Here is a 25553-nt window from a genome sequence, read left to right as displayed (position 1 = left end):
TTGTCGGGTCTTTACCTGACTGATTGATCCCACTATCGACGCTAGTAGGGCACATATCGCCTGTGCGGCTTATCACCGGCACCCCAAACCGACGATCACGTGAATGTGACGCACACCTCTGGGCACCTACCGTTCAGTAACCCTACGGTTCCCTTCACGCCACCCCCGCCTCGGATCATGCCCCTGACATTCAGGCCCCCACCGCGTGAGAGGAACCCCCACCGATGACCACAGGCCCCTGGGCTCGTCGCATATCCGCCACCGCCGTCTCCGTGGCCGCCCTGGCAGCGATGGCCGCCCCGGCCCAGGCCGCGACCACGGGCATCGCCGCCGACACCTCCGCCGCCACGGCCTCCGCCTCCGCCGCGAAGGTCGACTACGCGACCTGGCAGAAGGACTGCCAGACGGTGATGGACCAGGCCCTGCCGTACCTGAAGGCGCGGATCGCCGCCGCCGAGCCCGGCGAGAAGCAGGCGATCGTCTTCGACATCGACAACACCACGCTGGAGACCGACTTCGGCTTCAGCTACCCGCAGCCGGCCAACAAGCCCGTCCTGAACGTCGCGAAGTACGCGCAGGACCACGGCGTCAGGCTGTTCTTCGTCACGGCCCGTCCCGGCATCATCTACCTGCCGACCGAGTACAACCTCGAGCACGACGGCTACAACGTCTCCGGCCTCTACGTACGCGGCCTGTTCGACCTCTTCAAGGACGTCGCCGCCTACAAGACCGCCCAGCGCGTCGACATCGAGAACCACGGCTACAAGATCATCGCGAACATCGGCAACAACGCCACCGACCTGTCCGGCGGCCACGCCGAGAAGACCTTCAAACTCCCTGACTACAACGGCCAGTTGTCCTGACGCACGACCGAGGACCCCGGTTGCGCTCCGTGCGCCGGCGTCCGGCCCGCTCGGGCCACCGGTGAAGAAGCTGTTCGCGGAACTCACCATGGAACAACGCCGGAAGGGGCCGGTGCCCAAAGGCACCGACCCCTTCCGTTCGGCTGATCCGCAGGAGGCTTACGCGTCCTTGCTCAGGTTCGGCCCAGCCCCACCGGCCGCCTGCTCGATCGGCGGGACGTCCGGCAGCGCCGACTTCTCCTCACCCCGGAAGGTGAAGGTGGCGGTGTCGCCCTCGCCCTCGGTGTCCACGACCACGATGTGACCGGGGCGCAGCTCGCCGAAGAGGATCTTCTCCGACAGCGTGTCCTCGACCTCGCGCTGGATCGTGCGACGCAGCGGACGCGCGCCCAGCACCGGGTCGTAACCCTTCTTGGACAGCAGCTCCTTGGCGGACTGGGACAGCTCGATGCCCATGTCCCGGTCCTTCAGGCGCTCGTCCACCTTGCTGATCATCAGGTCGACGATCCGCAGGATGTCCTCCTGCGTCAGCTGCGGGAAGACGACCACGTCGTCGACGCGGTTGAGGAACTCGGGGCGGAAGTGCTGCTTCAGCTCGTCCGACACCTTGTTCTTCATGCGCTCGTAGTTGGTCTTCGTGTCGCCCGCGGCGGCGAAGCCCAGGTTGAAGCCCTTGGAGATGTCCCGGGTGCCGAGGTTGGTCGTCATGATGATGACCGTGTTCTTGAAGTCCACGACCCGGCCCTGGGAGTCGGTCAGGCGACCGTCCTCCAGGATCTGCAGCAGCGAGTTGAAGATGTCCGGGTGGGCCTTCTCGACCTCGTCGAAGAGGACGACGGAGAACGGCTTGCGGCGGACCTTCTCGGTCAGCTGGCCGCCCTCTTCGTAACCCACGTATCCGGGCGGGGAACCGAAGAGACGCGACACCGTGTGCTTCTCGCTGAACTCCGACATGTCGAGGGAGATCAGCGCGTCCTCGTCACCGAAGAGGAACTCGGCGAGCGCCTTGGACAGCTCGGTCTTACCGACACCGGACGGGCCGGCGAAGATGAACGAACCACCCGGACGCTTGGGGTCCTTCAGACCCGCGCGCGTACGACGGATCGCCTTCGACAGCGCCTTGACGGCGTCGACCTGGCCGATGACCCGCTTGTGCAGCTCGTCCTCCATGCGGAGCAGACGGCTGGACTCCTCCTCGGTCAGCTTGAAGACCGGGATGCCGGTGGCCGTGGCGAGGACCTCGGCGATCAGCTCGCCGTCGACCTCGGCGACGACGTCCATGTCGCCGGCCTTCCACTCCTTCTCGCGCTTGGCCTTGGCGGCCAGGAGCTGCTTCTCCTTGTCGCGCAGGGAGGCGGCCTTCTCGAAGTCCTGCGAGTCGATCGCGGACTCCTTGTCCCGGCGGACGGCGGCGATCTTCTCGTCGAACTCGCGCAGGTCCGGCGGAGCGGTCATCCGGCGGATGCGCATCCGGGAACCGGCCTCGTCGATCAGGTCGATCGCCTTGTCCGGCAGGAAGCGGTCCGAGATGTAGCGGTCGGCCAGGGTGGCCGCCTGGACCAGGGCCTCGTCCGTGATGGAGACGCGGTGATGCGCCTCGTAGCGGTCGCGCAGGCCCTTGAGGATCTCGATGGTGTGCGGCAGGGACGGCTCGGCGACCTGGATGGGCTGGAAGCGGCGCTCCAGGGCCGCGTCCTTCTCCAGGTGCTTGCGGTACTCGTCCAGGGTGGTCGCACCGATGGTCTGCAGCTCACCACGCGCCAGCATCGGCTTCAGGATGCTCGCGGCGTCGATGGCGCCCTCGGCGGCACCCGCACCGACCAGCGTGTGCAGCTCGTCGATGAACAGGATGATGTCGCCGCGGGTGCGGATCTCCTTGAGCACCTTCTTCAGGCGCTCCTCGAAGTCACCGCGGTAGCGGGAGCCGGCGACCAGGGCGCCGAGGTCCAGCGTGTAGAGGTGCTTGTCCTTGAGCGTCTCGGGCACCTCGCCCTTGACGATGGCCTGGGCGAGGCCCTCGACGACGGCGGTCTTGCCGACGCCGGGCTCACCGATCAGGACCGGGTTGTTCTTCGTACGGCGGGACAGCACCTGCATGACCCGCTCGATCTCCTTCTCGCGCCCGATGACCGGGTCGAGCTTGGACTCACGAGCGGCCTGGGTGAGGTTCCGGCCGAACTGGTCGAGGACGAGGGAGGTCGAGGGGGTGCCCTCGGCCGGGCCGCCGGCGGTGGCGGTCTCCTTGCCCTGGTAGCCGGAGAGCAGCTGGATGACCTGCTGCCGCACCCGGTTGAGGTCTGCGCCCAGCTTGACCAGGACCTGGGCGGCGACGCCCTCGCCCTCACGGATCAGGCCGAGCAGGATGTGCTCTGTGCCGATGTAGTTGTGGCCCAGCTGAAGAGCCTCACGGAGCGACAGCTCCAGGACCTTCTTGGCACGGGGGGTGAAGGGGATGTGCCCGGACGGGGCCTGCTGGCCCTGACCGATGATCTCCTCCACCTGCTGGCGGACCGCCTCAAGCGAAATGCCGAGGCTCTCCAGGGCCTTAGCGGCGACACCTTCACCCTCGTGGATGAGACCCAGGAGGATGTGCTCGGTGCCGATGTAGTTGTGGTTGAGCATCCGGGCTTCTTCCTGAGCCAGGACGACAACCCGCCGCGCGCGGTCGGTGAACCTCTCGAACATCGTTAATCGCTCCTCAGAGCGGTCAGGCAGTGGGGGGAACTTCCCCTCCCTGTCCTTCCGCAGCTTAGTCCCGCAAGCGGGGACCGCTCATTCCAACTGCCGACACCGTCCTTGGCCTCCTGACCCCGAACGCCGACATCTGCTCCAACCCGATGGTGCGAGACGATGTTCCCGCAGGCCAGGCACTTACCCCCATCGTCAGTACGCCGATGGCGAACGCGAGACGGCCCGGCCTGCGTGTCGCCCCCTCCCACTAGGCATGTCTTACCCGCAGGGACGGACACTCCATGCCGCGCGCACCCGTTCCCTCCGCTATGGGCGAACAACCTCGCGCCTCCCCGCACCCCCACGCGCCCCCTTTTGTGACACTCTGCGCGATCGACAAGACACCCAGCGTAACTTGCCGGTCGCTTCCGCGGTTGCACTTGGCATGGCTGGCCCGTTCCCCACGACCCCCACGGCTCCCTCGGACCCCATGAGTCACGAGTACGCGGTGCCTCACGCGCACGCGGTCCATACGGTCCCCCTTCCTCGTCGGCCCCTCGATCCGGAACCGGAGTCCTACGCTCCATCGGCCTGCCCGGAGGCCCGGGCCCGCCACTGGTACGAGAACGATCTGGGGTGGGCGAGCGTGCCCGGACGGCCGCTGCGACTGCTCACCGGAGTGCGGTTCGACATCCTCGACGTGCCGGCCGAGGCGGGCGCAAAGGCGCTCCGGCATCTCTCGACCGGCTCTCCGGTGGCCCTTCGGGGTGACCGGATGGAGATTCTGGTGGCCGCGGGCGGCGCGGAGGAGCTGCCGGGGCTGCTGGACTGGCTGGAGTGGAGCGCCGTGGCCCTCGATCTGCGGGTCCTGGGCGCGGGCGACGCCGTGGAGGCACCGGCCCCACCCGCCGGGGTCACCTCACCCGCCGGGGCCGTCTCACGCGCCGGTGTCGTCGTACCCACCGGGGTCATGCCGCCGGCGCCGACCGGGGTCGGCGCCGCGGTGCGGGCCGGGTCCGTGCAGGGGGCCGCCGTGTGGCTGCGGCCCCCTGATCCTGGAGGCGAGGTCGAGGCCTCGCTGCCGGCGATGCCGGGCGTGGGGCGCGAGGGAAGCGCCCCCGATCTCGTACGACTGGTGGACACGGTGGCAGCGCAGTGTCACCGGGTCCGGCTGCTGCGCCTTGGCGCCGGGCTGCCGACCGCCTACCGGCGGGTTCAGCCGTTGGCCTTCTCGTAGGCCTCGCGAATGGACGCGGGAACACGGCCGCGGTCGTTGACCTCGTAACCGTTCTCCTTGGCCCAGGCGCGGATCGCCGCGGTGTCCTGATTGCCGCCGGAAGCGGCCCGCGCCTTTCCACGTCCGCCGGAGGCACGGCCACCGGTACGACGACCACCCTTCACATAGGGGTCGAGAAGGCCGCGCAGCTTGTCCGCATTGGCGGTCGTGAGATCGATCTCGTACGTCTTGCCGTCCAGCGCGAACGTCACCGTCTCGTCCGCCTCGCCGCCGTCGAGGTCGTCGACAAGAAGGACCTGAACCTTCTGTGCCACCGGATTTCCTTTCATCGATAACGTTGAGGGCCAGGGGTGTGCGGCGTCCGCCGTTTCGCCGCCCCTGTTATATGCAGTACTGCAGTACGTCGGAAAGCAAACCGCTTTTGCCGGAAAAACACAAACCCCTGGCAGAGGACCGGCGGGCGGCCTCCGCCCGGAAACATGCGCGTTTCGGACATAGGGCACCTGGGCAAAGACGATCACAGATGCAGAAGCATCCGACTGTTGCCCAAGGTGTTCGGTTTCACTCGTTCGAGACCCAGGAACTCGGCGACGCCCTCGTCATAGGAACGCAACAGCTCCGCGTACACATCGGTGTCGACCGGCGTCTCCCCGATCTCCACGAAGCCGTGCTTCCCGAAGAAGTCCACTTCGAAGGTCAGGCAGAAAACCCGGCGAACGCCGAGCCACCGCGCGGTCTGCAGCAACTTCTCCAGCAACTGATGTCCGACGCCGGCGCCCTTGAGGCCCGGCTTCACCGCGAGAGTGCGGACTTCCGCGAGGTCCTCCCACATGACGTGCAGCGCACCGCAGCCGACCACCTCGGCGTTGTCGTCGCGTTCCGCGACCCAGAACTCCTGGATGTCCTCGTAAAGCGTGACGGTGGCTTTGTCGAGCAGGATGCGGTCACGGACGTAGGCGTCGAGGAGGTTGCGTACGGCCGGGACATCGCCGGTCCGGGCACGCCGGACGGTGATGGCTTTTGCGGAGACTTCAGGACGCTCTGCTGACATGAGCGGACGCTATCGCCCGTCCGCGCCCTCTGCCGAGCCGGGGTTCTGCTCTTGTGCGGGTTCCTCTTGCCCGGCTTCGCGTTGCCGCGGTTCGGAGGGTTCCACGGTTTCCGGGCCCTGGACCATGCGTACGGCATCGCTGAGTGCCTGACGCTGTTCCTCGCTCATCATCCCGAAGAAGGCGACGAGAGCGGCGGCCGGGTTGTCGCTCTGTGACCAGGCATCGTTCATGAGGGCGGCGGCGTACGCGGCCCGCGTCGAGACGGCCTCATATCGATAGGCCCGCCCTTCCGCCTCGCGGCGCACCCAGCCCTTCTGATGGAGATTGTCCAAAACAGTCATCACGGTGGTGTACGCGATCGAGCGTTCCTGCTGCAGGTCTTCCAGGACTTCTCGAACGGTCACCGGGCGGTTCCACTTCCACACCCGCGTCATGACCGCGTCTTCGAGTTCTCCCAATGGGCGAGGCACAGCTCAGAACAATAGTGGGAGATCCCGGCAATGGCATGCCGGACGTGCACTAACTCCACGAATAGGAACAAAAAGGGCGCACGGCTGGCAAAGGGGCACGAACTTGAGCGGGTGGGCGACGGGGACGCCGCCGACTCGGACGCTGCCGACTTCGGACGTCGAGGGCGCGGGCCTCGCAGGCTCAGGCGTCGCGGACTCAGGCGTCGCCGGCGGAAGCCTGTCGCGTGCTCTCCACGCGCGCGAGGGCGGCGTCGACGGCCGCGTCCTCCTTGGCCTTGGCGGCCCCGCCCTGGGTCTTCACGATCACCCTGACCACACCGATGAAGAACACGGCCATCACGACCGGAGGCACGAGCGCGGAGACGTAGTCCATGCCTCCAGGGTAGCCAGGGCGGACCGGGCGAAAGGTACGGGGTGCACAAACCCCCGGACCCCCCTCCCCACCTGCACCGCAACCCGCACGCGACCGTGTTGCGGCACGGACGGCGCGGGTGGAGGGACGGGTTCCGTCGGCAGGCCGCGGACGGACCGGTCAGCCGGCGGCGAGCTGGCGGGTCTCGGCCGGGTCCGCCGGAGGCACCGGCTTGCGGCGCGGGAAGACCTCACCCGGCGTCGGGATGGGCCGCTTCGGCGCGGCGGGCTCCGTGGCAGGACGCTCCACAGGCGTCGGCGAGGGCTTCGGCGCCGGCTTCTGCCCGGGTTTCGGCGACTCCTGGCCCTGCCCCGCCCCGGACTCCCCGGCGCCGCCGGGAAGGGCCGTCAGGCGCGTCCGTGCGGGCGGTACGGCGGGGGCGGGGGCGGCCCTGCCCCCCTGTGCGAACCGGGCCCGCACGTCCTGCTCCGCCAGCAGCTGGCAGCGCTCCAGAAGTGCGGCCGCCGCGGGGTTGCCGCGCAGCGCGCGCAGCGCGGCGAGATCGTCCGGCGTCGGCCGGTGCCCGGCGCCCAGCGCCTCCTCCAGAAGGGTGAGATAGCCGGCGGCGGTACCGGGGAGCGCGGCCCGGTACCGGCCGAGGTCGGCCACCAGGAAAGCGCGCAGTCTCGCTCCCTCGCACATCGCCTCGTCGAACGACTCGGCGAGCCGGAAGAGGTCCTGGGCGTCCTCGGCGGACGCTTGGCCGGGGTGAAGGGCGAGGGCGAGGGCGCGGCGGAGCACACGCAGCTCCTCCACGCCGAACGCCAGGCCGCCGCGGGATCCGTATGGCGTGGGCATGCGGCGACGCTACCGCTAATCGGACAAAAGTGACGAATTGGTGTGCTGTTTCACCGCGTGTCGCTCCCGGTTTCCCTCGACCGGGGCTACACCACCGCACCGGCCGCACCACCGCGCCACGGAGAGAACCGGCGCCCGCGCGGGCGCCGGTCGCCTCACAGGCGCGACACGTTCCGCTCGTACACCAGGCGCAGTCCGATCAGTGTCAGCCACGGCTGGTGCTCGTCGATCACCGAGGACTCCCCCAGCACCATCGGCGCGAGTCCGCCCGTGGCGATCACCCGCACGTCCTCCGGATCGTCGGCCAGCTCCCGCGCCATCCGGCTGACGACCCCGTCGACCTGCCCGGCGAAGCCGTACACGATGCCGGCCTGCATGGCCTCGACCGTGTTCTTGCCGATCACGCTGCGCGGCCGGGCCACCTCGATCTTCCGCAGCTGCGCGCCCTTGACGCCGAGCGCCTCCACGGAGATCTCGATGCCGGGCGCGATGACCCCGCCGACGTACTCCCCGCGCTTGGAGACCGCGTCGAACGTGGTCGCCGTACCGAAGTCGACGACGATCGCCGGGCCGCCGAACAGCTCGACGGCCGCGACCGCGTTGATGATCCGGTCCGCGCCGACCTCCTTGGGGTTGTCGGTGAGGATCGGCACGCCCGTCTTCACGCCCGGCTCGACCAGGACGGCCGGGACGTCGCCGTAGTAGCGCCGGGTGACCTCGCGCAGCTCGTGCAGCACCGACGGGACGGTCGCGCAGATCGCGATGCCGTCGATGCCGTCGCCCAGCTCCTCACCGAGCAGCGGGTGCATGCCCATCAGGCCCTGCAGCAGCACGGCCAGCTCGTCCGCCGTACGGCGCGCGTCCGTGGAGATGCGCCAGTGCTCGACGATGTCCTCGCCGTCGAACAGGCCGAGGACGGTGTGCGTGTTGCCGACATCGATCGTGAGGAGCATCGCCGTTACTCCGCCTCGCGCAGGTCCAGGCCGATGTCCAGGATCGGCGAGGAGTGGGTGAGCGCGCCGACCGCCAGGAAGTCCACGCCCGTCTCGGCGTACACGCGCGCGTTGCCGAGCGTCAGGCGGCCGGAGGCCTCCAGCAGTGCCCGGCCGGCGACGATGCCGACGGCCTCCGTGCACTCGCCGGGCGTGAAGTTGTCCAGCAGGATCAGGTCGGCGCCCGCGTCGACGACCTCGCGCAGCTGGTGCAGGGTGTCGACCTCGACCTCGATCGGCACGTCCGGGAAGGTCTCCCGTACGGCCTTGAAGGCCTGCTCCACGCCACCGGCGGCGACCACGTGGTTGTCCTTCACCAGGGCCGCGTCGGACAGCGACATGCGGTGGTTGACGCCTCCGCCGCAGCGGACGGCGAACTTCTCCAGCGAGCGCAGGCCCGGAGTGGTCTTGCGGGTGTCGCGCACGCGCGTCTTGGTGCCCTCCAGCGCGTCCGCCCACGCGCGCGTGGCGGTCGCGATGCCGGACAGGCGGCACAGGATGTTCAGCGCGCTGCGCTCGGCGGTCAGCAGGTCACGCGTGCGCGTGGTGACCGACAGCAGCTTCTGCCCGGCCTCGATCCGGTCGCCGTCCTCGACGTGCCGCTCGACCTCGAACTCGTCGGTGCAGACCACGGAGAGCACGGCCTCGGCGACCCTGAGGCCCGCCACGACGCCCGCCTCGCGCGCGGTGAAGTCGCCGGTGGCCACCGCCTCCTCGGGGACGGTGGCGACGGTCGTCACGTCCACACCGCCGTCCAGGTCCTCCTGGATGGCCACGTTGGCGATGTCCTCGACCTCGATCGGGTCGAGCCCGGCGGCGGCCAGCAGCTCGGCGAGCGCGGGGTCGAGCCCGCTCTCCAGGTACTCCTCGTCACCGTCGGCGCCACAGGCGCAGCCGTCGCCGCAACCGCCGGCGGAGGCGAGGGGAAGGTCGTCGGTGCTCACGTTCGTCACTGCTCCTGAGCGCTGGGGTGTTGCCGGGTAGGGGGGAAGTCTGCGGTGTCCGTGGTGTGTACGGCCAGCGACCGGTCCGGATTGAGCCGTACGACGATGTGGCGCCGCCAGTGGGCGTCGTCGCGGTCGGCGCCGTCCTCGCGCCAGTGGCAGCCGCGGGTCTCCTCGCGCAGCCGCGCGGCGGCGACCAGGACGCGCGCGACGCACAGGAGGTTGGTGGCCTCCCAGGTGTCGACGCCGGGCTCGGCGGTCTTGCCGTTCTCGTCGAGGGCGTCACGGGCGTCCGTGTGCATCCGCCGGAGCTGTTCGGCGGCCCTGGCGAGGGACTCCTCGGAACGCAGCACGCCGGCGCCCTCGGTCATGGTCCGCTGGATGGCGAAGCGGGCCTCGGGGGCGAGCAGCGGGTACGCGGGCTTCTCGGGGTGCGGGACCGGCGCCGGCACGCGCGCGTGCAGGCCGTTCTCCGTCCGCTCGGCGGCGATGTCGTCGGCGATCCGCTCGGCGTAGACGAGGCCTTCGAGGAGGGAGTTGGAGGCGAGCCGGTTGGCGCCGTGCACGCCGGTGCAGGCGACCTCGCCGCACGCGTACAGGCCGGGCACGGTCGTACGGCCCCGTGCGTCGGTGCGGACGCCTCCGGAGGCGTAGTGGGCGGCCGGGGCAATCGGGATGGGGTCGACGAGCGGATCGATGCCGTTGGCGCGGCAGGCGGCCAGGATGGTCGGGAAGCGGTGCTCCCACATCTCGGTGCCGAAGTGCCGCGCGTCCAGGTACATGTGCTCGGCGCCCTGCTCCAGCATCCGCCGCAGGATGCCCTTGGCGACGATGTCCCGGGGGGCCAGCTCGGCCAGCTCGTGCTGGCCGACCATGAAGCGCACGCCGTCGGCGTCGACCAGGTGGGCGCCCTCGCCGCGCACCGCCTCGGAGACCAGCGGCTGCTGGCCCTCGGCGTCCGGGCCGAGGAACAGCACGGTCGGGTGGAACTGCACGAACTCCAGGTCGGAGACCTCGGCGCCCGCGCGCAGCGCCAGCGCCACGCCGTCGCCGGTCGACACGGACGGGTTGGTGGTCGCGGAGAACACCTGGCCCATGCCGCCGGTGGCGAGGACCACCGCGGGGGCGTGCACGGCGCCCACGCCGTCGTGCTGGCCCTCGCCCATCACGTGCAGCGTGACACCGGCCGTACGGCCGTCGGCGTCGGTCAGCAGGTCCAGCACGAGCGCGTTCTCGACGGTGTGCAGCCCACGCGCGCGTACGGCCTCCACGAGCGCGCGGGAGACCTCCGCGCCGGTCGCGTCGCCGCCCGCGTGCGCGATGCGGCGCCGGTGGTGGCCGCCCTCGCGCGTGAGGTGGATGTCGCCCTCGTCGTCGGTGTCGAAGTGGGCGCCGGTGGAGATCAGCCGACGCACCGCGTCGGGGCCTTCGGTGACGAGGATCCGTACGGCCTCCTCGTCGCACAGGCCCGCCCCGGCCACCAGGGTGTCCTCGAGGTGCTGTTCGGGCGTGTCGCCCTCGCCGAGGGCGGCGGCGATGCCGCCCTGCGCCCAGCGCGTGGAGCCGTCGTCGAGGCGGGCCTTGGTGACGACGACGGTCGTCAGGCCGGCGGCCTCGCAGCGCAGGGCCGCGGTCAGGCCGGCCACTCCGGAGCCGACGACGACCACGTCCGCGGAAATGGCCCACCCGGGGGCGGGCGCGTGCAGTCGTATGCCTGTGCTGGTGCCTGTGCTGGTCACGAGGCGGCTCCGAAGGTGAGAGGAAGGTTGTCGATCAGCCGGGTCGCGCCGACCCGCGCGGCCACGGCGAGGACGGCCTCGCCGGTGAAGCCGTCACCGATCTCGGTGAAGTCGGACGGGTCGACGAGGGCGAGGTAGTCCAGTTCGAGCGGCGGGGCGAAGCGGGTGGCCTCGTCCAGCACCTGGCGGGCGGCCGCGCGGACGGCCGCCGGGCCGCCGGGGGACGCCGTGGCGACCGCGTGCGCGTCGGCGGCCGCGCGGGACTCCCCGAGGGCGCTCAGCGCCTCGGCGCGCGCCTGTGTGGAGGGCACTTCGCGGGCACGCGCGCGCAGCGCCTCCTGCGCGGCGTGCCGGTCGCGGCCGGCGAACAGCGCGCGGGACAGCGCGAGCGCGGTCAGCCGCTCCTCCGGCGAGAGGTAGCGGTTGCGGCTGGACAGGGCGAGCCCGTCCGTCTCGCGCACCGTCGGTACGGCGACGATCTCGACGCCGAAGTTCAGGTCCCGCACCATGCGCCGGATCAGGGCCAGCTGCTGGGCGTCCTTCTGCCCGAACAGGGCCACGTCGGGGCGGGAGAGATGCAGCAGCTTGGCGACGACGGTGAGCATGCCGTCGAAGTGCCCGGGTCGCGAGGCGCCCTCCAGGCGTTCGCCCATGGGGCCGGCGGTGATGCGGACCTGGGGGTCGCCGCCGGGGTAGACCTCGTCCGCGGAGGGCGCGAACACCACGTCCGCACCGGCCTGTTCGGCGATCTTCAGGTCGGCGTCGAGGGTGCGCGGGTAGCGGTCCAGGTCCTCCCCCTCACCGAACTGCAGCGGGTTGACGAACACGGTGACGACGACCTCGCCGTCCGGGCCGGCGATCTCGCGCGCGCTGCGGACCAGGGTGGCGTGGCCGTCGTGCAGGGCACCCATGGTCATCACGACGGCACGGCGGCCGCCGCGTACGCGCGCGTGCAGCTCGTCGGCGGTGCTCAGCAGGACGGTGGTCATCGGTCGTTCCCCTCGGTGCCGTGAGTGCCTCTCGTGCCGCCGGCCCCGTCGGCCAGCACGCCGAGCAGGTCCTCGGCGAGTTCGGGCTTCAGCAGGCCGTGCGCGAGCGCGCGGTCGGCGGTCGCGCGGGCCATCGCGACGTAGCCCGCGACGGTCTGCGGTGCATGCTCGCGCAGCTCGGTGATGTGCGCGGCGACCGTACCGGCGTCCCCGCGCGCGACGGGCCCGGTCAGCGCCGCGTCGCCCGAGCGCAGCGCGTTGTCCAGGGCGGCGCCGAGCAGCGGGCCGAGCATCCGGTCGGGCGCCGCGACACCCGCCGTGCGCAGCAGCTCCATGGACTGGGCGACCAGGGTCACCAGGTGGTTGGCGCCGAGGGCGAGGGCTGCGTGGTAGAGCGGGCGGTTCTGCTCGCTGATCCACTCCGGTTCGCCACCCATCTCGATCACGAGGGCCTCGGCGGCGAGCCGCAGTTCCTCGGGCGCGGTGACGCCGAAGGAACAGCCGGCGAGGCGCTGGACGTCCACGGGGGTGCCGGTGAAGGTCATCGCCGGGTGCAGGGCCAGCGGCAGCGCGCCCGCGCGCAGGGCCGGGTCGAGGACTCCCGCGCCGTACCGGCCGGAGGTGTGCACGAGCAGCTGTCCCGGCCGTACCGCGCCGGTCTCGGCGAGGCCGTCGACAAGGCCGGGCAGGACGTCGTCGGGGACGGTGAGCAGCACCAGGTCGGCCCGTGCGAGGACCTCGGCGGGCGGCACCAGCGGCACGTCCGGCAGCATGGTCTCGGCGCGCCTTCGGGAGGCGTCGGAGACACCGGAGACGGCAACCGGGCGGTGCCCGGCGAGTTGCAGGGACGCGGCGAGCGCGGGGCCCACACGGCCGGCGCCGACGACGCCTACGGTGAGCCGCGCGGGGCGGTCCTTGAGGTCTGGCTGGTGGACTGTACTCACGCGACGGCGGCCTTCCCGTTCCAGTCCGCTCTGGGTACCGGACGATTTCTCGTCATGTTAACGCTATCTCGGTCCGGCAGGGATCGGTCATCCACAGGCTGTGGGTTTCACCACGCCGTCGTTCCGCTGCGGCGGGCGCGGGGCTGCGGCGCCTGCCCGCCGACCGGCCGCGCGCACAGCATGGTGCCCCGCCCGGCCGGGGCAGGGCATGATCGCGCGCATGACCGACACGGCGGAACAGGACGAGAAACGATCGACGTACGAGCGGCGCCTGGCCGCTCTCCGAGTGGCGCGCCGCGTGCTGTGGCGCCCCGGCTTCGAGGCCACGATCCGCGAACGGCTGGACTGGCTCATGCGGACGGCTCCGCAGGTCCACGACCTGGACGAGCGCGTGGACATGTACGGCGGCGGCCGGATCGTGGCCGCGCTGGAGGAGCGGGTCGCCGACCTGCTCGGAACCGGGGCCGCCGCCTTCTTCCCGACCGGCACGATGGCCCAGCAGGTGGCGCTGCGCTGCTGGGCGGCCCGCACCGGCAGTCCCACGGTGGCCCTGCACCCCCTCAGCCACCCCGAAGTTCATGAACGGAACGCGCTCAGCCAGGTCAGCGGTCTGCGCCCGGTGCGGGTGACGAACGAGCCCCGGCTGCCCACTGCCGCGGAGATACGCGACTTCGACGAGCCCTTCGGCGCGCTGATGCTGGAACTGCCGCTCCGGGACGCCGGTTACCTGCTGCCCACGTGGGAGGAGCTGACCGAGGTCGTCGAGGCGGCGCGGGCGCGCGATGCGGTGGTGCACTTCGACGGCGCGCGCCTGTGGGAGTCCACCGTGCACTTCGGCCGCCCCCTGGACGAGATCGCCGGCCTCGCCGACACCGTCTACGTGTCGTTGTACAAGTCCCTCGGCGGCTTCGGCGGCGCCGCGCTCGCCGGTCCGGACAGCCTGATCGAGGAGGCCAGGACCTGGCGGCACCGGTACGGCGGAACGATCTTCCAGCAGTTCCCGACCGCGCTCGCGGCGCTTGCCGGGCTGGAGACGGAGCTGCCCCGGCTGCCGGACTATGTGCGCCACGCGCGCGTGGTGGCCGCCGCGCTGCGCGAGGGATTCGCCGCGGCCGGGCTGCCCTGGGCGCGCGTCCACCCGGAGGTGCCGCACACGCACGAGTTCCGGGTCTGGCTGCCGTTCGCTCCGGACGTTCTCGCCGAGGCCGCGGTGAGGCAGGCGGAGGAGACCTCGGTGGGCCTGTTCGCCCGCTCCTGGGACCGCGGCGGACCGGACCTGTCGTTCACGGAGGTCACGGTCGGCGCGGCGGGCCTGGAGTGGACGGCGGACGACGTACGGGCGGCCGTGGCCGATTTCGTGGCCCGGCTGCCCGCGCTGTGATCACTGCGCCCAGGGGTGCGTGATCACAGGGCGCGGGAGCATGCTCGCTGCGCACGCCGGTGCACGTCGGTGCACGCTCCCGCGCATGATCACAGTGCGCGCCGGTGTGTGATCACAGTGCGCGCGGGTGCAGCCACCGGCGCAGGGCGTAGCGCACGCGCCCCTGCGCCGGGCGCTCGGCGACGACCGCTCTGAATCGCCGGTAGTCGCGCACTTCGCGCATGGTGTCGGCATCGTGCCGGCCCGGCGCGGGCGGCTCCGGTTCACCGAGTACGCGGGCGCGGTAGCTGTCGAGGAGGTACTGCTGGGTGATGCTCATGGCGGATCGCTCTCGGAGTGTCTCGGGACGGGGACTGGCCACCGACCGCTCGGTGACCGTTCGGGCTCCGCGGCTGCCCCGGTGTCTCCAGACTGCCCCTGGCCAGGGCGGTTGTCCCGTGGATTGACGGCTGCCGTCAATCCACGACGTCACTGTCAGTGGCCCGGTGCACGATGGAGGGCATGAGCGTGACCATCGACATCACCGGGCTGCCGGTGGAGCGCGTCTCCGTCGTGCCCTCTCCGCTGGCGGAACTGGGCATGGCGCTGCACGCCCTCAGCGAGCCCGGCCACCACCCCGCCCTCCAGGGCTGGGCGACCGCCGTCTCGTCCCGGTTGGACCCCTGCCTGGCCGACCGGCTGTGCGAGGCGGACTTCCTGTGGCGTACGACGTTCTCCGACGTCTTCGCCCCCTTCGCAGGCATCCCCGGCGGCCGCACGCTGCCCGGCGGCACCCTCATGGAGGAGCTGGACCTGCTGGACAAGCTGACGGACGACCAGTTCGTCAGCGCCGCCCTGGAGTTCACCTGCCAGCTGCGCTACGACGTGCAGAATCCCGGCCCGCTCAACGACCCGGAGCTGCGCCACCGCTCCCTGGAGATGGCCGCCGCGCGCGGCGCCGTACAGGAGCGGTTCACGCGCCGGCTGCTGGAGGACCCGCCGGTGGTCCGCGCCTGGTTCCGGCAGCTGATGCTCGACTGCGACGAGGCGTTCTTCGCCGACACCTGGGCCCGTATCCAGCCGCAGCTCGCCGCGGACGCCCGGCGCAAGACCGACCTGCTGCGCCGCGCGGGTCTCGCCGAAGCCCTCGCGTCCCTCTCCCAGGCCGTCTCACTGGACGAGCAGGCCGGGCTCATCACGATCGACAAGCTCTCGGTGGGCCGCACCGCCACGGGCGACGGCGGCCTGGTCCTGGTGCCGACCAGCCTCGGCTGGCCGCATGTGCTGGTGCTGCACCGATTCGGCTGGCAGCCGTCGATCTCCTACCCCGCGAGCGGCTCGCGCGCGCAGGCCCCGTCCGTCGAGCAGCTCACCCGCCGCATGGAAGCGCTGGCCCACCCGGTGCGGATGCGGCTGTGCCGGCACCTGGCGCGCGCCCCGCACACCACGAGCGAACTGGCCGAGGCGCACGGCATGACGGCACCCGAGATATCCCGGCACCTGACGGTGCTGAAGAAGGCGGGCCTGATCACCAACTGCCGCCGCGGCCGGTACGTCCAGCACCAACTGGACCTGACGGCGGTGGCCAGGCTGGGCAGCGACTTCATCGAGGGCGTCCTGCGCTGATCACACCTGGACGCGACGAGCCGTGGCTATGGCGTGGCTTGGCTATGGCGTGGCTTGGCTATGGCTGTGGTCGGCCATGAGGAGCCCACGCCCCCGTCCTGCCGGGCCGGTCCCGCCGGCGGCCGAGGGCCGAAGGGACCCGCGCCAGCCCCTCGCCCCGGCCGGACTCAGCCGTGGCCGCCCGCGCGCACCAGCCCCGTCTCGTAGGCCAGCACCACCACCTGCACCCGGTCGCGCAGGCCGAGCTTGGTCAGGATGCGCCCCACATGGGTCTTCACCGTCGCCTCGCTCAGCACCAGCCGGGCCGCGATCTCCCCGTTGGACATGCCCTGCGCCACCAGCACCATCACCTCGCGTTCCCGGTCGGTGAGCCGCTCCAGCTCCTTGTGCTGGGGCTCCTTGCCGGTGGAGGGCAGCATCGGCGCGAAGCGGTCCAGCAGGCGCCGGGTGGTGGAGGGAGCCACGACCGCGTCGCCGCTGTGCACCGCGCGGATCGCGGCCAGCAGGTCACCGGGCGGCACGTCCTTGAGCATGAAGCCGGAGGCGCCCGCCTTCAGCCCGGAGAAGGCGTACTCGTCCAGGTCGAACGTGGTCAGGATCAGTACCTTGGGCGGGTTGGACTCGGCGCAGATCCGCCGCGTGGTCTCCACGCCGTCCAGCTTCGGCATGCGAACGTCCATCAGGACGACGTCGACGGCTGTGGACCTGAGCACCTGCAGGGCCTCGACGCCGTCGCCCGCCTCCGCGACGACCTCCATGTCCGGCTGGGCGGCGAGCACCATCCCGAACCCGGTGCGCAACAGCACCTGGTCGTCGACGAGCATCACGCGGATCGTCATCGGGCCTCTTTCGTTCGGGTCGGGGTCGTGCGAGGCGGCGCTCGTACGGGGCGAAGGTGGGGTAGTGCCGGGTGGTGCCACTGTTACAGGTGTCAACTGGGGGCGTGCGGCGGCGTCAATGCGCCGGTTTGAGCGGGAGCAGGACGCTGATGCGGAATCCTCCGCCCGGACGGGGGCCGGCGTCCAGGGTGCCACCGACCATGCCGACCCGTTCGCGCATACCGATCAGGCCGTGTCCCTGACCGTCCGCGCCGCCCTCCTCGTACAGTTCGTGCGGGGCGCCCTTGCCGTCGTCCTCGATAAGCAGACCGAGCCCGTCGTCGAAGTAGACCAGCCGCACGCTCGCGCCCGCGTTGGGCCCGCCGTGCTTGCGGGTGTTGGTGAGCGCCTCCTGCACGATCCGGTACGCGGTCAGCTCCACACCGCTCGGCAGCGGGCGCGGGGTGCCCTCGACCTTGAAGTCGACGGGGAGGCCGGAGGTGCGGCACTGCGCGATCAGCTCGTCGATCTGCTCGACGTCGGGCTGCGGGACGTACTCCCCGCTCTCCTGGTGCTCGCCGGTGCGCAGGACGCCCAGCAGGCGGCGCATCTCGGCGAGAGCCTGTCGGCCGGTGGAGGAGATCGTCTCCAGGGCCTTCTTGGCCTGGTCGGGGGCGGCGTCGAGGACGTAGGCGGCGCCGTCGGCCTGCACCACCATCACCGACACGTTGTGCGCGACGACGTCGTGCAGCTCGCGCGCGATGCGGGCGCGCTCGGCGGCGACCGCGACCTTCGCCTGCGCCTCACGCTCCTTCTCCAGCCGGGTGGCGCGCTCCTCGAGCTGGGCGAAGTAGGCGCGCCGGGTGCGCATGGAGTCACCGAGCACCCAGGCGAGCGCGAAGGGCACCGTCTGGAAGACCGCGATGGCGATCTGCCCGGCGAAGCTGGAGTGCGTCGCAGGCCAGCGAATCTGCGCGAGGGTCGCCGCGACGAGGCTGACGGCGAGCGCGAGCCGCGAGGCCCAGCGGGAACCGATCGCCGCGACGGTGTAGGTGATCACCAGCATCGCGAAGTCGGCGATGGTCGTCCCGACGTCCAGGACCAGCTGGGCCAGCCCGGTCGCGCACGCGACCAGCAGCATCGACTCCGGGTAACGGCGGCGCAGCGCGACGACGACGCACAGGACGACGGACACGGTCATCGCCGCGGCGACGGATCCCTGCTGTCCCGGCGCCCCGTGCAGATTGACCACGCTCAGGCCGGACAACCCGAGCAGGGCGACGGCCCAGAAGCTGTCGACCCAGGTCGGGTGGCGGCGGAGGAAGTCATAGAGGCGCTGCACGTAACCCAGAGTAGGGAAACCAGATGCGTGCAGGGGTCAACCGGAGGACCGATCCCCACCCGGCGCGCGTACTCCGCAAGGTGGAGGAAGTGATCATCTGTGCCCCTAGTCTGTTCCGGTGACGGATGAGACGGCACCGGAACCGGAAGGAACCGCAGGCGGCAACCCCGACGCCCGCGACCGCGACGAGGCCCACGACCGGGACGCCCGGCGCGGCGGAACGGGGTGGCGCGGCTGGCGTGCGGCCGCCGAAGCGGCGCTGTACGGACCCGGCGGCTTCTACCGCCGCCCGGAGGGCCCGGCCGGCCACTTCCGTACGTCCGTGCACGCCTCCCCGCTGTTCGCACAGGCCGTGGCCCGGTTGCTGTGCCAGGTCGACGAGGCGCTGGGACGGCCATCGGAGCTGGACTTCGTCGACATGGGAGCGGGGCGCGGCGAGCTGGTCACCGGAGTGCTGGCCGCCCTGCCGGCCGATGTGACCGAGCGCACGCGCGCGTACGCCGTCGAACTCGCCGACCGCCCGGCCGCACTGGACGAACGGATCACCTGGCTGGACACTCCCCCGGCCGCCGTCACCGGGCTGCTGTTCGCCAACGAGTGGCTGGACAACGTGCCCGTGGACGTCGCCGAGGTCGACCCCGCGGGCGTGCCCCGGCTGGTGCTGGTCGCCGACGACGGTACCGAGCGGCTCGGGGAGCCGGTGACCGGAGCGGATGCGGACTGGCTCACCCGGTGGTGGCCGCTGCCGGCCGAGGAAGGGCTGCGCGCGGAGATCGGGCTGCCCCGGGACACCGCGTGGGCATCGGCGGTGGACCGGGTGGTTCGCGGGGTCGCGGTGGCCGTGGACTACGCCCACACCGTCGACACGCGCCCCCCGTTCGGGACGCTCACCGGCTTTCGGGAGGGGCGCGAGACGGCGCCGGTACCGGACGGGGCGTGCGACATCACGGCGCACGTCGCGCTGGACGCCTGCGCGACGGCTCCCACGGCGCACACGCCCTTGAGAGCGGCGCAGAATCGGGGGTGCGCGCCGCCAGAGACAGCGCTCGCACCCCCTGCCACAGCGCACGCACCATCCCCCGCGCGCCTTCTCACGCAACGCGCCGCCTTGCGAGCCCTACACATCACCGGCGCACGCCCCCCGCTCGCGCTGGCCTCCACGAACCCCTCCGCCTACGTACGCGCCCTCGCGAGCGCCGGGGAGGCCGCCGAGCTCACCGCCCCGGGCGGTCTCGGCGACTTCGGCTGGCTGATCCAGCCCGTTGGGATTCCGGACCCGCTCGCCTGAGCCGGCCGCTCTCCCGGGGCCCGCCTATTTGTCGATGTCGCCGACCACGAAGAACAACGAGCCCAGGATCGCCACCATGTCCGCCACCAGCGTTCCCGGCAGCAGCTCGGTCAGCGCCTGGATGTTGTTGTACGAGGCCGAGCGCAGCTTCAGCCGGTACGGCGTCTTCTCGCCCTTGCTCACCAGGTAGTAGCCGTTGATGCCGAGCGGGTTCTCGGTCCAGGCGTAGGTGTGTCCCTCGGGTGCCTTCAGCACCTTCGGCAGCCGCTGGTTGATCGGACCGGGCGACAGCTCGGCGAGCCGGTCCAGACAGGCGTCGGCGAGGTCGAGCGCGTTGTGGGTCTGCTCCAGGAGCACCTCGAAGCGCGCGAGGCAGTCGCCCTCGCTCCGGGTGACGACCTTCAGGGTGTCCTGGAGATCGCCGTACGCCAGGTACGGCTCGTCACGGCGAAGGTCGAAGTCGACGCCCGAGGCGCGCGCGATGGGCCCGCTCACGCCGTAGGCGTGCACCGTTTCCGCTGTCATCGCACCGACCGCGCGGGTGCGCCCCCGGAAGATCTCGTTGCCGAGCACCAGGTCGTCGAAGACGTCCATACGGGAGCGCACGGCGGCGACGGCGGCACGCGCGCGTGCGGTCCAGCCGGCCGGCAGGTCCTCCTTGAGGCCGCCGACGCGGTTGAACATGTAGTGCATCCGACCGCCGGAGACCTCCTCCATGACGTTCTGGAGCACTTCGCGCTCGCGGAACGCGTAGAACACCGGGGTGATGCCGCCCAGCTCCAGCGGGTAGGAGCCGAGGAACATGAGGTGGTTCAGCACGCGGTTCAGCTCGGCGAGCAGAGTGCGCGTCCACACCGCCCGCTCCGGCACCTCCATGCCGAGCATCCGTTCCACGGCGAGGACCACGCCCAGCTCGTTCGAGAACGCCGACAGCCAGTCGTGGCGGTTGGCGAGCACGATGATCTGCCGGTAGTCGCGCGCCTCGAAGAGCTTCTCGGCACCGCGGTGCATATAGCCGATCACCGGCTCCGCGCGCACGATGCGCTCCCCGTCCAGCACGAGCCTGAGCCGCAGCACGCCGTGCGTGGACGGGTGCTGGGGCCCGATGTTGAGCACCATGTCGGTGCTCTCCGCGGCACCGCCGATCCCGACCGTGGTCTCCGTCGTAGGAGTCATGGCCCCAGTTTCCCCTACGTACGCTGGCTCCATGGAAACGGGGAGCCCGGAGGAGACCGGGACACCGGGGGAAGAGCTGACGTGGCGGGGGCTGCAGCCCGCCCTGGTGCGTGTGCGCCGGCTGCTCGTGGTCGTGTGGATGGCAGGGCTCGCACTCGCCACGGGGCTGCTGCTGGGCCTGCTGGTGGGGCCCGCTTGGGCGGCCTTCGCGCTGCTGCCCCTGGCGTCGGCCGCATGGTGCTGGAGGCTGCTGGAGCGCAACTGGCGCTCGTGGCGCTACGCGGAGCGCGCGGACGACCTGCTGATCTGCCGCGGTGTCCTGTGGCGTGAGGAGACAGTGGTGCCGTACGGGCGGATGCAGCTGGTGGAGGTCACTTCAGGACCCATCGAGCGGCGTTTCGGGCTGGCCACCGTGCAACTGCACACGGCGGCCGCCGCCACCGACGCCACCATCCCCGGCCTTGACCCGGCCGAGGCGGAACGGCTGCGCGACCGGCTCAGCGAGCTGGGCGAGGCGCGATCGGCGGGCCTGTGACGACCCCGGACCACAGCGACGCCGGGGCCTCCCCGGCCGACATACCTGCCATAGCCGATGCAGCCGATGCAGCCGATGCAGCCGATGCACCAGACATAGCCGGCATACCTGACACAACGGGCACAGCGGGCTTCGAGGGTGCCGAGAGGCGCGCGGCTGTGATCGAGCGCCGGCTGCATCCCGTCACGCCCTTCCGGCGGGCGTGGGCGCCGATCGCCGTGCTCGCCGGATGGGCGGTGCACGACCCGGACGGAACACAGCAGCAGCTGGCGCGGCTGACCACCACCGTGCTACTGCTCGGGCTCGCGGTGCTGGTGCCGGTGGCCGGGCTCTACGGCTTCCTGTCCTGGTGGTGCACCCACTTCGCGGTCACCGACACCGAACTGCGCATCCGGACCGGCCTGTTGTTCCGGCGCACGGCGCACATCCGGCTGGAGCGCATCCAGGCCGTGGACGTCTCCCGCCCCCTCCTCGCGCGCATGGCGGGCGTCGCGAAGCTGCGGATCGACGTCGTGGGCGCCGACGACAAGGACGAACTGGCCTTCCTGGGCGAGCAGGAGGCGCGCGCCCTGCGCGCGGAGCTGCTCGCGCGCGCGGCGGGTTTCGCGCCCGAGACGGCGCGCGAAGTCGGCGAGGCACCGGCGTACGAGCTGCTGCGCGTGCCCCCTCGCGCGCTCGCACTCTCTCTGGTGCTGACGGGCGCCACCTGGGGCTCGCTGTGCGCCGCGCTCGTCGCACCGACCGTGCTGTGGCTCACCACCCACAACCTGTGGACGGTCCTCGCCACCGCCCTCCCCCTGTTCGGCGCCGCCGGTGCGAGCAGCGCGGGACGGTTCGTCGGCGAGTTCGACTGGAAGGTGAGCGAGTCACCGGACGGACTGCGCATCGACCACGGACTGCTCGACCGTACGCACGAGACGGTCCCGCCGGGCCGGGTGCAGACCGTGCGCTTCGTGGAACCCCTGCTGTGGCGGCGGCTCGGCTGGGTGCGGGTCGAGCTGGACGTGGCCGGGTCCGCCAACTCCGTGCTGGTGCCGGTCGCCCCGCGCCCGATCGCCGAGTCGGTCGTCGCGCGCGTGCTGCACGGCGTCACGGTGCCCGAGGAGTTGTCGCGGCCACCGCGTCGGGCCGGCTGGTGCGTGCCGGTGTGGTGGCGCGGTCACCGCCTCGCGGTCACCGACACGGTGTTCGCCACCCGGCACGGTCTGCTGCGCCGCAGCCTCTCGCTGGTCCCGCACGCCAAGGTGCAGAGCGTACGGCTGAGCCAGGGGCCGTGGCAGCGCCTGTGGCGGGTCGCGGACGTCCACGTGGACACCGGGGCCGGCAAGACCGTGACAGCCCGCCTGCGGGACGCCCAGGAGGCCGCGCGGCTTCTGCACGCCCAGGCGGAGCGGTCCCGTACGGGCCGCCGGGACGCACGCCCCGACCGCTGGATGACATCCGGATGACGCAAGGCCCGGCCCCCTCTCCGGGAAGCCGGGCCTTGTGCCTGGTACCGACTCAGGAAGCCGCGCTGCGCAGCCTCTGGACGTCGATCTGCTCGGTCTCGTCGTGCGCGGTCAGGTCGATGACCTGGCCGACGCCGTCCTCCTGCGCACCGGCGGGCTTGAACTCGGCCTCGGACTCGGCCTTGTGCACGTCCAGGGCTTCCTGGCCGACGACGTCGGCGAGATCCTCGTTCTGCACCGAGTCCAGCGCGTCCTTCGGCGCTCCCTTCTGGGTGCCGAAGAAGTCGAATCCGCCCTCGACCGCCGGGCGGCGCGCGGGCGCGGCCGGTACGACGGCCACCGCGGTCGGCACCGTGAAGTGCCCGGCGAGCGGCCGACCCACGGGCTGGGCGGGTTCCGCCGGTGCGGTGGGGGCGGCGGCCGCGCGCGCGTGCCCGTCGGCCGCCACGGGCTGCCCCTGTGCCTCGTCCTCCTGGGCGGCCGGCGCACCGGCTCCGCTCCGAGGAGCACCTGCGGCGTCCGTCACGCCTTCCGCTGCGCTCTCCCCGGCGCCATCTGCGGCGATGTCTCCCGCGACGTCCACCGTGCCCTCCGGCCCGGTGGCGGAAGGGACCTCGCCCTCGTCGGACCTGCGGACATCGGCCCGGTCCGTCGTAACCGCGCCCGCATCGGCCTGGACCGCGGCGGTGTCTGCATCGGCTTCAGGAGCCGCCGCGTGCACAGCAGCCGTGTCCCCGGAAGCCTCAGCCTCGAAAGCAGTCTCGAAGCCCGCAGTCTCGAAGTCCGCAGTCTCGAAATCCTCGGTCACGGCGGCCTCAGTCCCGGCGGCCTCGGTTTCGGAAGTCACCGCTTCATCACCCTCAGAAGCGTCTGCCTCCGCAGGCTCGGACTCGGACTCGGACTCGGTCTCGGACTCGGTCTCGGACTCGGTCTCGGACTCGGCCGAGGCCTCGCCGTCGAACCGGGCCAGGGCCGTCAGGGCCTGCTGGTACAGGCGTACGCCCTCGTGCGAGAACACCGCCTGCGCCGTCGGCCCGTCCCCGGAGTCCGCCGCGTCCTCACCGGCGACGTCGTCCGGCTCCGTGGGCTCGTCCGCCGCCTTCGCCTCCGCCTGGTCCGGCTCGGTGCGGCGTGCGGGCGGCAGCGCGGGCGCCGACGAGGGCACGGCCGCCTCGATCTCCAGCAGCCGACGTCCCTCCAGGGCGCTCGCGCGCTCGGTCTCGGCAGTGGCGTACCGGCGCAGCAGGGAGGCGTGCTCGTTGCGCAGGCCCGCCAGCTCCGCGCGCTTGGCGCGCAGCCGCTGCTCCAGCTTCGTGCGCAGTTCGCGCGACTCCTCCAGGTCGGTCTCCAGTTCGGCGACCCGCTCCTCGTACCGCCATTCGTCGCCGGCACGCGCGCGTGTGAGTTCGGCGACCTGCTTGCCCGCGTGCGTGTCCCAGCGGCGCATCACGACCGCGCCGACGACCGCCGTCGCGGCGGCGGCAGCGGCCAGGGCGCGCAACACCGTGGTCTCGGAGAACGCCCAGGGACCCAGCGCGCAGGCGACGGAGACACCGGCGATCGCCGACGGAGGCAACAGCCGGTGCAGAGGCGGGGAATGGCGGTGGCGTCCACGTGGCATGGCCAGAAACTTACCGCGCGTATGCGAATCGTGGACCCCCACCCCGTAAAAACACGGCCACATCACCGGCTTCGCGGGCATCAGGCGCGCGGCGGGTCAGCGGTCGGTGAGGCGTCCGCTCATCCACTGCAGCATCGCCGGGATCTCGCGCCGCCAGGTGTTGAAGTTGTGGCCGCCACTGTCGAGGATGATCGACGAGATCCGGGTCAGCTTCGTGTTCTGCACGCGCGTGATGAACTTCAGCGTGTCCTTGTAGTTGTGCTCACCGACCTTGCTGCTGGTGACGAGCAGCGAGGTGTCCGGCGCCTGCTCGTGCTTGAGCAGCCAGTTCAGGTCGGCACGGTTCTGCAGGTTCTTGTCGCCGTGGAAGAGGTCGCCGGTGGTGGGGTCGATCGGCGCCTTGTAGTACGGCGAGAGGCCCGCGGCGGCGGCGTACACGTTGGGATGGTGCATGGCGAGCTTGAGCGCGCAGTAGCCGCCCGTGGAGTCGCCGATGACGCCCCAGCCTCCCGGGCGCTTGCCGACCCGGTAGTGCGCGAGGACGGCCTCCGGCAGGTCCTGGGCGAAAAACGTCTCCGCCTGCGGCCCGCCCGGGATGTCCACGCACTCGGTGTCCCGCGGCGGTGCCACGGTCGGCCGCATCATCACCAGGATCATCGGCTGCATCCGCCCGCTCTTGGCCAGTTGCTGCGCCGTACGCGGGTAACGCAGCTTGTCCACCAGCGCCTGCGCCGTACCCGGGTAGCCGGTCAGGACGACCGCGGCCGGGAACGTACGCGTGCGGTACTGCGGCTGGAAGTACTCCGGCGGCAGGTAGACGAAGGCCGGCGTGGCGATGTGGCTCTTCCGGCCGACGATGTCGACCTTCTGGACCTGCCCGGTGGTCTGCGAGCCGGTGCCGCGCACGCCCTGGACGTCGGACGAGGAGAGCACCTGTATCGGACCGCCGGTGCCGCCACCCGCGGCGTGGTCGACGACGACGCCCTGGTCGGTCTCCTGCCCGAACAGGTCCGCCCAGCTGGCGTAGAACCCGAAGGCCTGGTTGGCGGCGAGGCCCACGGAGACGAAGAGCGCCAGCTGGGTGGTGAGCATCAGGCCGACCCGTCCGATGACGGTCCGCCAGCTCTGCCGTGCCAGCCGCGGCCACAGCCACACCGTTCCGATGAACAGAGCGGCGGCGAGGACGATCGCCAGCACCAGCACCTTGTTGCTCGTGAGACCCATGGGCT

The 25553-nt window shown here is 71.4% G+C and carries 24 protein-coding genes; 7 read left to right on the top strand and 17 right to left on the bottom strand.

Going from position 1 to position 25553, the window contains the following annotated elements; translation table 11 throughout:
- Positions 1 to 224 precede the first annotated feature (224 nt).
- A complete protein-coding gene (locus AQI95_RS03215) occupies positions 225 to 863 on the top strand; it encodes an HAD family acid phosphatase (RefSeq protein WP_067116798.1) in 639 nt (212 codons plus the stop codon).
- 159 nt (positions 864 to 1022) lie between these two features.
- On the opposite strand, the gene AQI95_RS03210 is transcribed toward AQI95_RS03215, so the two are convergent.
- Positions 1023 to 3548 carry an ATP-dependent Clp protease ATP-binding subunit gene (locus tag AQI95_RS03210; protein WP_067116795.1) on the bottom strand — a complete coding sequence of 842 codons (2526 nt, stop codon included), beginning with the start codon at positions 3546 to 3548 and terminating at the stop codon, positions 1023 to 1025.
- A gap of 631 nt (positions 3549 to 4179) precedes the next feature.
- On the opposite strand from AQI95_RS03210, the gene AQI95_RS03205 reads away from it, so the two are divergent.
- Complete coding sequence (locus AQI95_RS03205; RefSeq protein ID WP_067116792.1) at positions 4180 to 4770, top strand: SCO3374 family protein; 591 nt, start codon at positions 4180 to 4182, stop codon at positions 4768 to 4770.
- On the opposite strand, the gene AQI95_RS03200 is transcribed toward AQI95_RS03205, so the two are convergent.
- The 10 genes from AQI95_RS03200 to AQI95_RS03160 form a co-directional block, all read right to left on the bottom strand.
- On the bottom strand, positions 4749 to 5084 hold the full coding sequence (locus AQI95_RS03200; RefSeq protein WP_030751806.1) for a histone-like nucleoid-structuring protein Lsr2: 336 nt from the start codon (positions 5082 to 5084) through the stop codon (positions 4749 to 4751). The genes AQI95_RS03205 and AQI95_RS03200 overlap by 22 nt on opposite strands.
- Positions 5085 to 5287: 203 nt before the next feature.
- Complete coding sequence (locus AQI95_RS03195; RefSeq protein ID WP_067116789.1) at positions 5288 to 5821, bottom strand: amino-acid N-acetyltransferase; 534 nt, start codon at positions 5819 to 5821, stop codon at positions 5288 to 5290.
- Between the two features lie 9 nt (positions 5822 to 5830).
- Positions 5831 to 6256 carry a BlaI/MecI/CopY family transcriptional regulator gene (locus AQI95_RS03190; RefSeq protein WP_067116786.1) on the bottom strand — a complete coding sequence of 142 codons (426 nt, stop codon included), beginning with the start codon at positions 6254 to 6256 and terminating at the stop codon, positions 5831 to 5833.
- Positions 6257 to 6488: 232 nt separating this feature from the next.
- Entirely contained in the window at positions 6489 to 6665 is a 177-nt protein-coding gene (locus AQI95_RS47870; RefSeq protein ID WP_167361921.1) for a hypothetical protein, read from the bottom strand.
- 159 nt (positions 6666 to 6824) lie between these two features.
- Positions 6825 to 7472 (bottom strand): hypothetical protein, encoded by a 648-nt coding sequence (locus AQI95_RS03185; protein ID WP_067117073.1) that lies wholly within the window; start codon positions 7470 to 7472, stop codon positions 6825 to 6827.
- A 185-nt stretch (positions 7473 to 7657) separates the two neighbouring features.
- A complete protein-coding gene (locus AQI95_RS03180; protein WP_067116783.1) occupies positions 7658 to 8455 on the bottom strand; it encodes a type III pantothenate kinase in 798 nt (265 codons plus the stop codon).
- Between the two features lie 5 nt (positions 8456 to 8460).
- Entirely contained in the window at positions 8461 to 9438 is a 978-nt protein-coding gene (nadC, locus tag AQI95_RS03175; protein WP_067117070.1) for a carboxylating nicotinate-nucleotide diphosphorylase, read from the bottom strand.
- A 5-nt stretch (positions 9439 to 9443) separates the two neighbouring features.
- Positions 9444 to 11177, bottom strand: a complete 1734-nt coding sequence (locus tag AQI95_RS03170; RefSeq protein ID WP_067116780.1) for an L-aspartate oxidase — start codon at positions 11175 to 11177, stop codon at positions 9444 to 9446.
- Positions 11174 to 12166 carry a pantoate--beta-alanine ligase gene (gene panC, locus AQI95_RS03165; RefSeq protein ID WP_067116778.1) on the bottom strand — a complete coding sequence of 331 codons (993 nt, stop codon included), beginning with the start codon at positions 12164 to 12166 and terminating at the stop codon, positions 11174 to 11176. The genes AQI95_RS03170 and panC overlap by 4 nt, the downstream gene beginning before the upstream one ends.
- The gene (locus tag AQI95_RS03160; RefSeq protein ID WP_067116775.1) at positions 12163 to 13110 is read right to left on the bottom strand and encodes a Rossmann-like and DUF2520 domain-containing protein; all 948 of its coding nucleotides are present in this window, start codon (positions 13108 to 13110) and stop codon (positions 12163 to 12165) included. Before AQI95_RS03160 ends, panC begins: the two co-directional genes overlap by 4 nt.
- Before the next feature lie 220 nt (positions 13111 to 13330).
- Here AQI95_RS03160 and AQI95_RS03155 point away from each other — a divergent pair, with 220 nt between their 5' ends.
- Positions 13331 to 14491, top strand: a complete 1161-nt coding sequence (locus tag AQI95_RS03155; protein WP_079071023.1) for a threonine aldolase family protein — start codon at positions 13331 to 13333, stop codon at positions 14489 to 14491.
- Positions 14492 to 14603: 112 nt separating this feature from the next.
- Here the strand turns inward: AQI95_RS03155 and AQI95_RS03150 are convergent, their stop codons facing one another.
- On the bottom strand, positions 14604 to 14810 hold the full coding sequence (locus tag AQI95_RS03150) for a hypothetical protein (protein ID WP_067116769.1): 207 nt from the start codon (positions 14808 to 14810) through the stop codon (positions 14604 to 14606).
- Between the two features lie 182 nt (positions 14811 to 14992).
- On the opposite strand from AQI95_RS03150, the gene AQI95_RS03145 reads away from it, so the two are divergent.
- On the top strand, positions 14993 to 16096 hold the full coding sequence (locus AQI95_RS03145) for a DUF5937 family protein (protein ID WP_067116766.1): 1104 nt from the start codon (positions 14993 to 14995) through the stop codon (positions 16094 to 16096).
- A 167-nt stretch (positions 16097 to 16263) separates the two neighbouring features.
- Here the strand turns inward: AQI95_RS03145 and AQI95_RS03140 are convergent, their stop codons facing one another.
- Entirely contained in the window at positions 16264 to 16935 is a 672-nt protein-coding gene (locus AQI95_RS03140; protein WP_067116762.1) for a response regulator, read from the bottom strand.
- 115 nt (positions 16936 to 17050) lie between these two features.
- The gene (locus AQI95_RS03135) at positions 17051 to 18256 is read right to left on the bottom strand and encodes a sensor histidine kinase (RefSeq protein ID WP_067116759.1); all 1206 of its coding nucleotides are present in this window, start codon (positions 18254 to 18256) and stop codon (positions 17051 to 17053) included.
- A 118-nt stretch (positions 18257 to 18374) separates the two neighbouring features.
- On the opposite strand from AQI95_RS03135, the gene AQI95_RS03130 reads away from it, so the two are divergent.
- The gene (locus AQI95_RS03130) at positions 18375 to 19544 is read left to right on the top strand and encodes an SAM-dependent methyltransferase (protein WP_425264848.1); all 1170 of its coding nucleotides are present in this window, start codon (positions 18375 to 18377) and stop codon (positions 19542 to 19544) included.
- 24 nt (positions 19545 to 19568) lie between these two features.
- On the opposite strand, the gene AQI95_RS03125 is transcribed toward AQI95_RS03130, so the two are convergent.
- Entirely contained in the window at positions 19569 to 20720 is a 1152-nt protein-coding gene (locus tag AQI95_RS03125) for an NADH-quinone oxidoreductase subunit D (RefSeq protein WP_067116756.1), read from the bottom strand.
- 31 nt (positions 20721 to 20751) lie between these two features.
- On the opposite strand from AQI95_RS03125, the gene AQI95_RS03120 reads away from it, so the two are divergent.
- Positions 20752 to 21255: a PH domain-containing protein gene (locus tag AQI95_RS03120; protein WP_067116753.1), complete on the top strand. Its 504-nt coding sequence runs from the start codon at positions 20752 to 20754 to the stop codon at positions 21253 to 21255.
- A gap of 104 nt (positions 21256 to 21359) precedes the next feature.
- On the top strand, positions 21360 to 22703 hold the full coding sequence (locus tag AQI95_RS03115; protein WP_067117064.1) for a PH domain-containing protein: 1344 nt from the start codon (positions 21360 to 21362) through the stop codon (positions 22701 to 22703).
- A 52-nt stretch (positions 22704 to 22755) separates the two neighbouring features.
- On the opposite strand, the gene AQI95_RS03110 is transcribed toward AQI95_RS03115, so the two are convergent.
- Positions 22756 to 24324 carry a hypothetical protein gene (locus tag AQI95_RS03110; RefSeq protein WP_208614053.1) on the bottom strand — a complete coding sequence of 523 codons (1569 nt, stop codon included), beginning with the start codon at positions 24322 to 24324 and terminating at the stop codon, positions 22756 to 22758.
- Positions 24325 to 24420: 96 nt separating this feature from the next.
- Positions 24421 to 25548: an alpha/beta hydrolase gene (locus AQI95_RS03105; RefSeq protein ID WP_067116750.1), complete on the bottom strand. Its 1128-nt coding sequence runs from the start codon at positions 25546 to 25548 to the stop codon at positions 24421 to 24423.
- Positions 25549 to 25553 lie beyond the last annotated feature (5 nt).

This window comes from Streptomyces yokosukanensis, assembly GCF_001514035.1.
Lineage (GTDB): Bacteria > Actinomycetota > Actinomycetes > Streptomycetales > Streptomycetaceae > Streptomyces > Streptomyces yokosukanensis.
The sequence above is the reverse complement of the archived record's forward strand: the minus strand, read 5'-3'. Positions and strand labels throughout refer to the sequence as shown.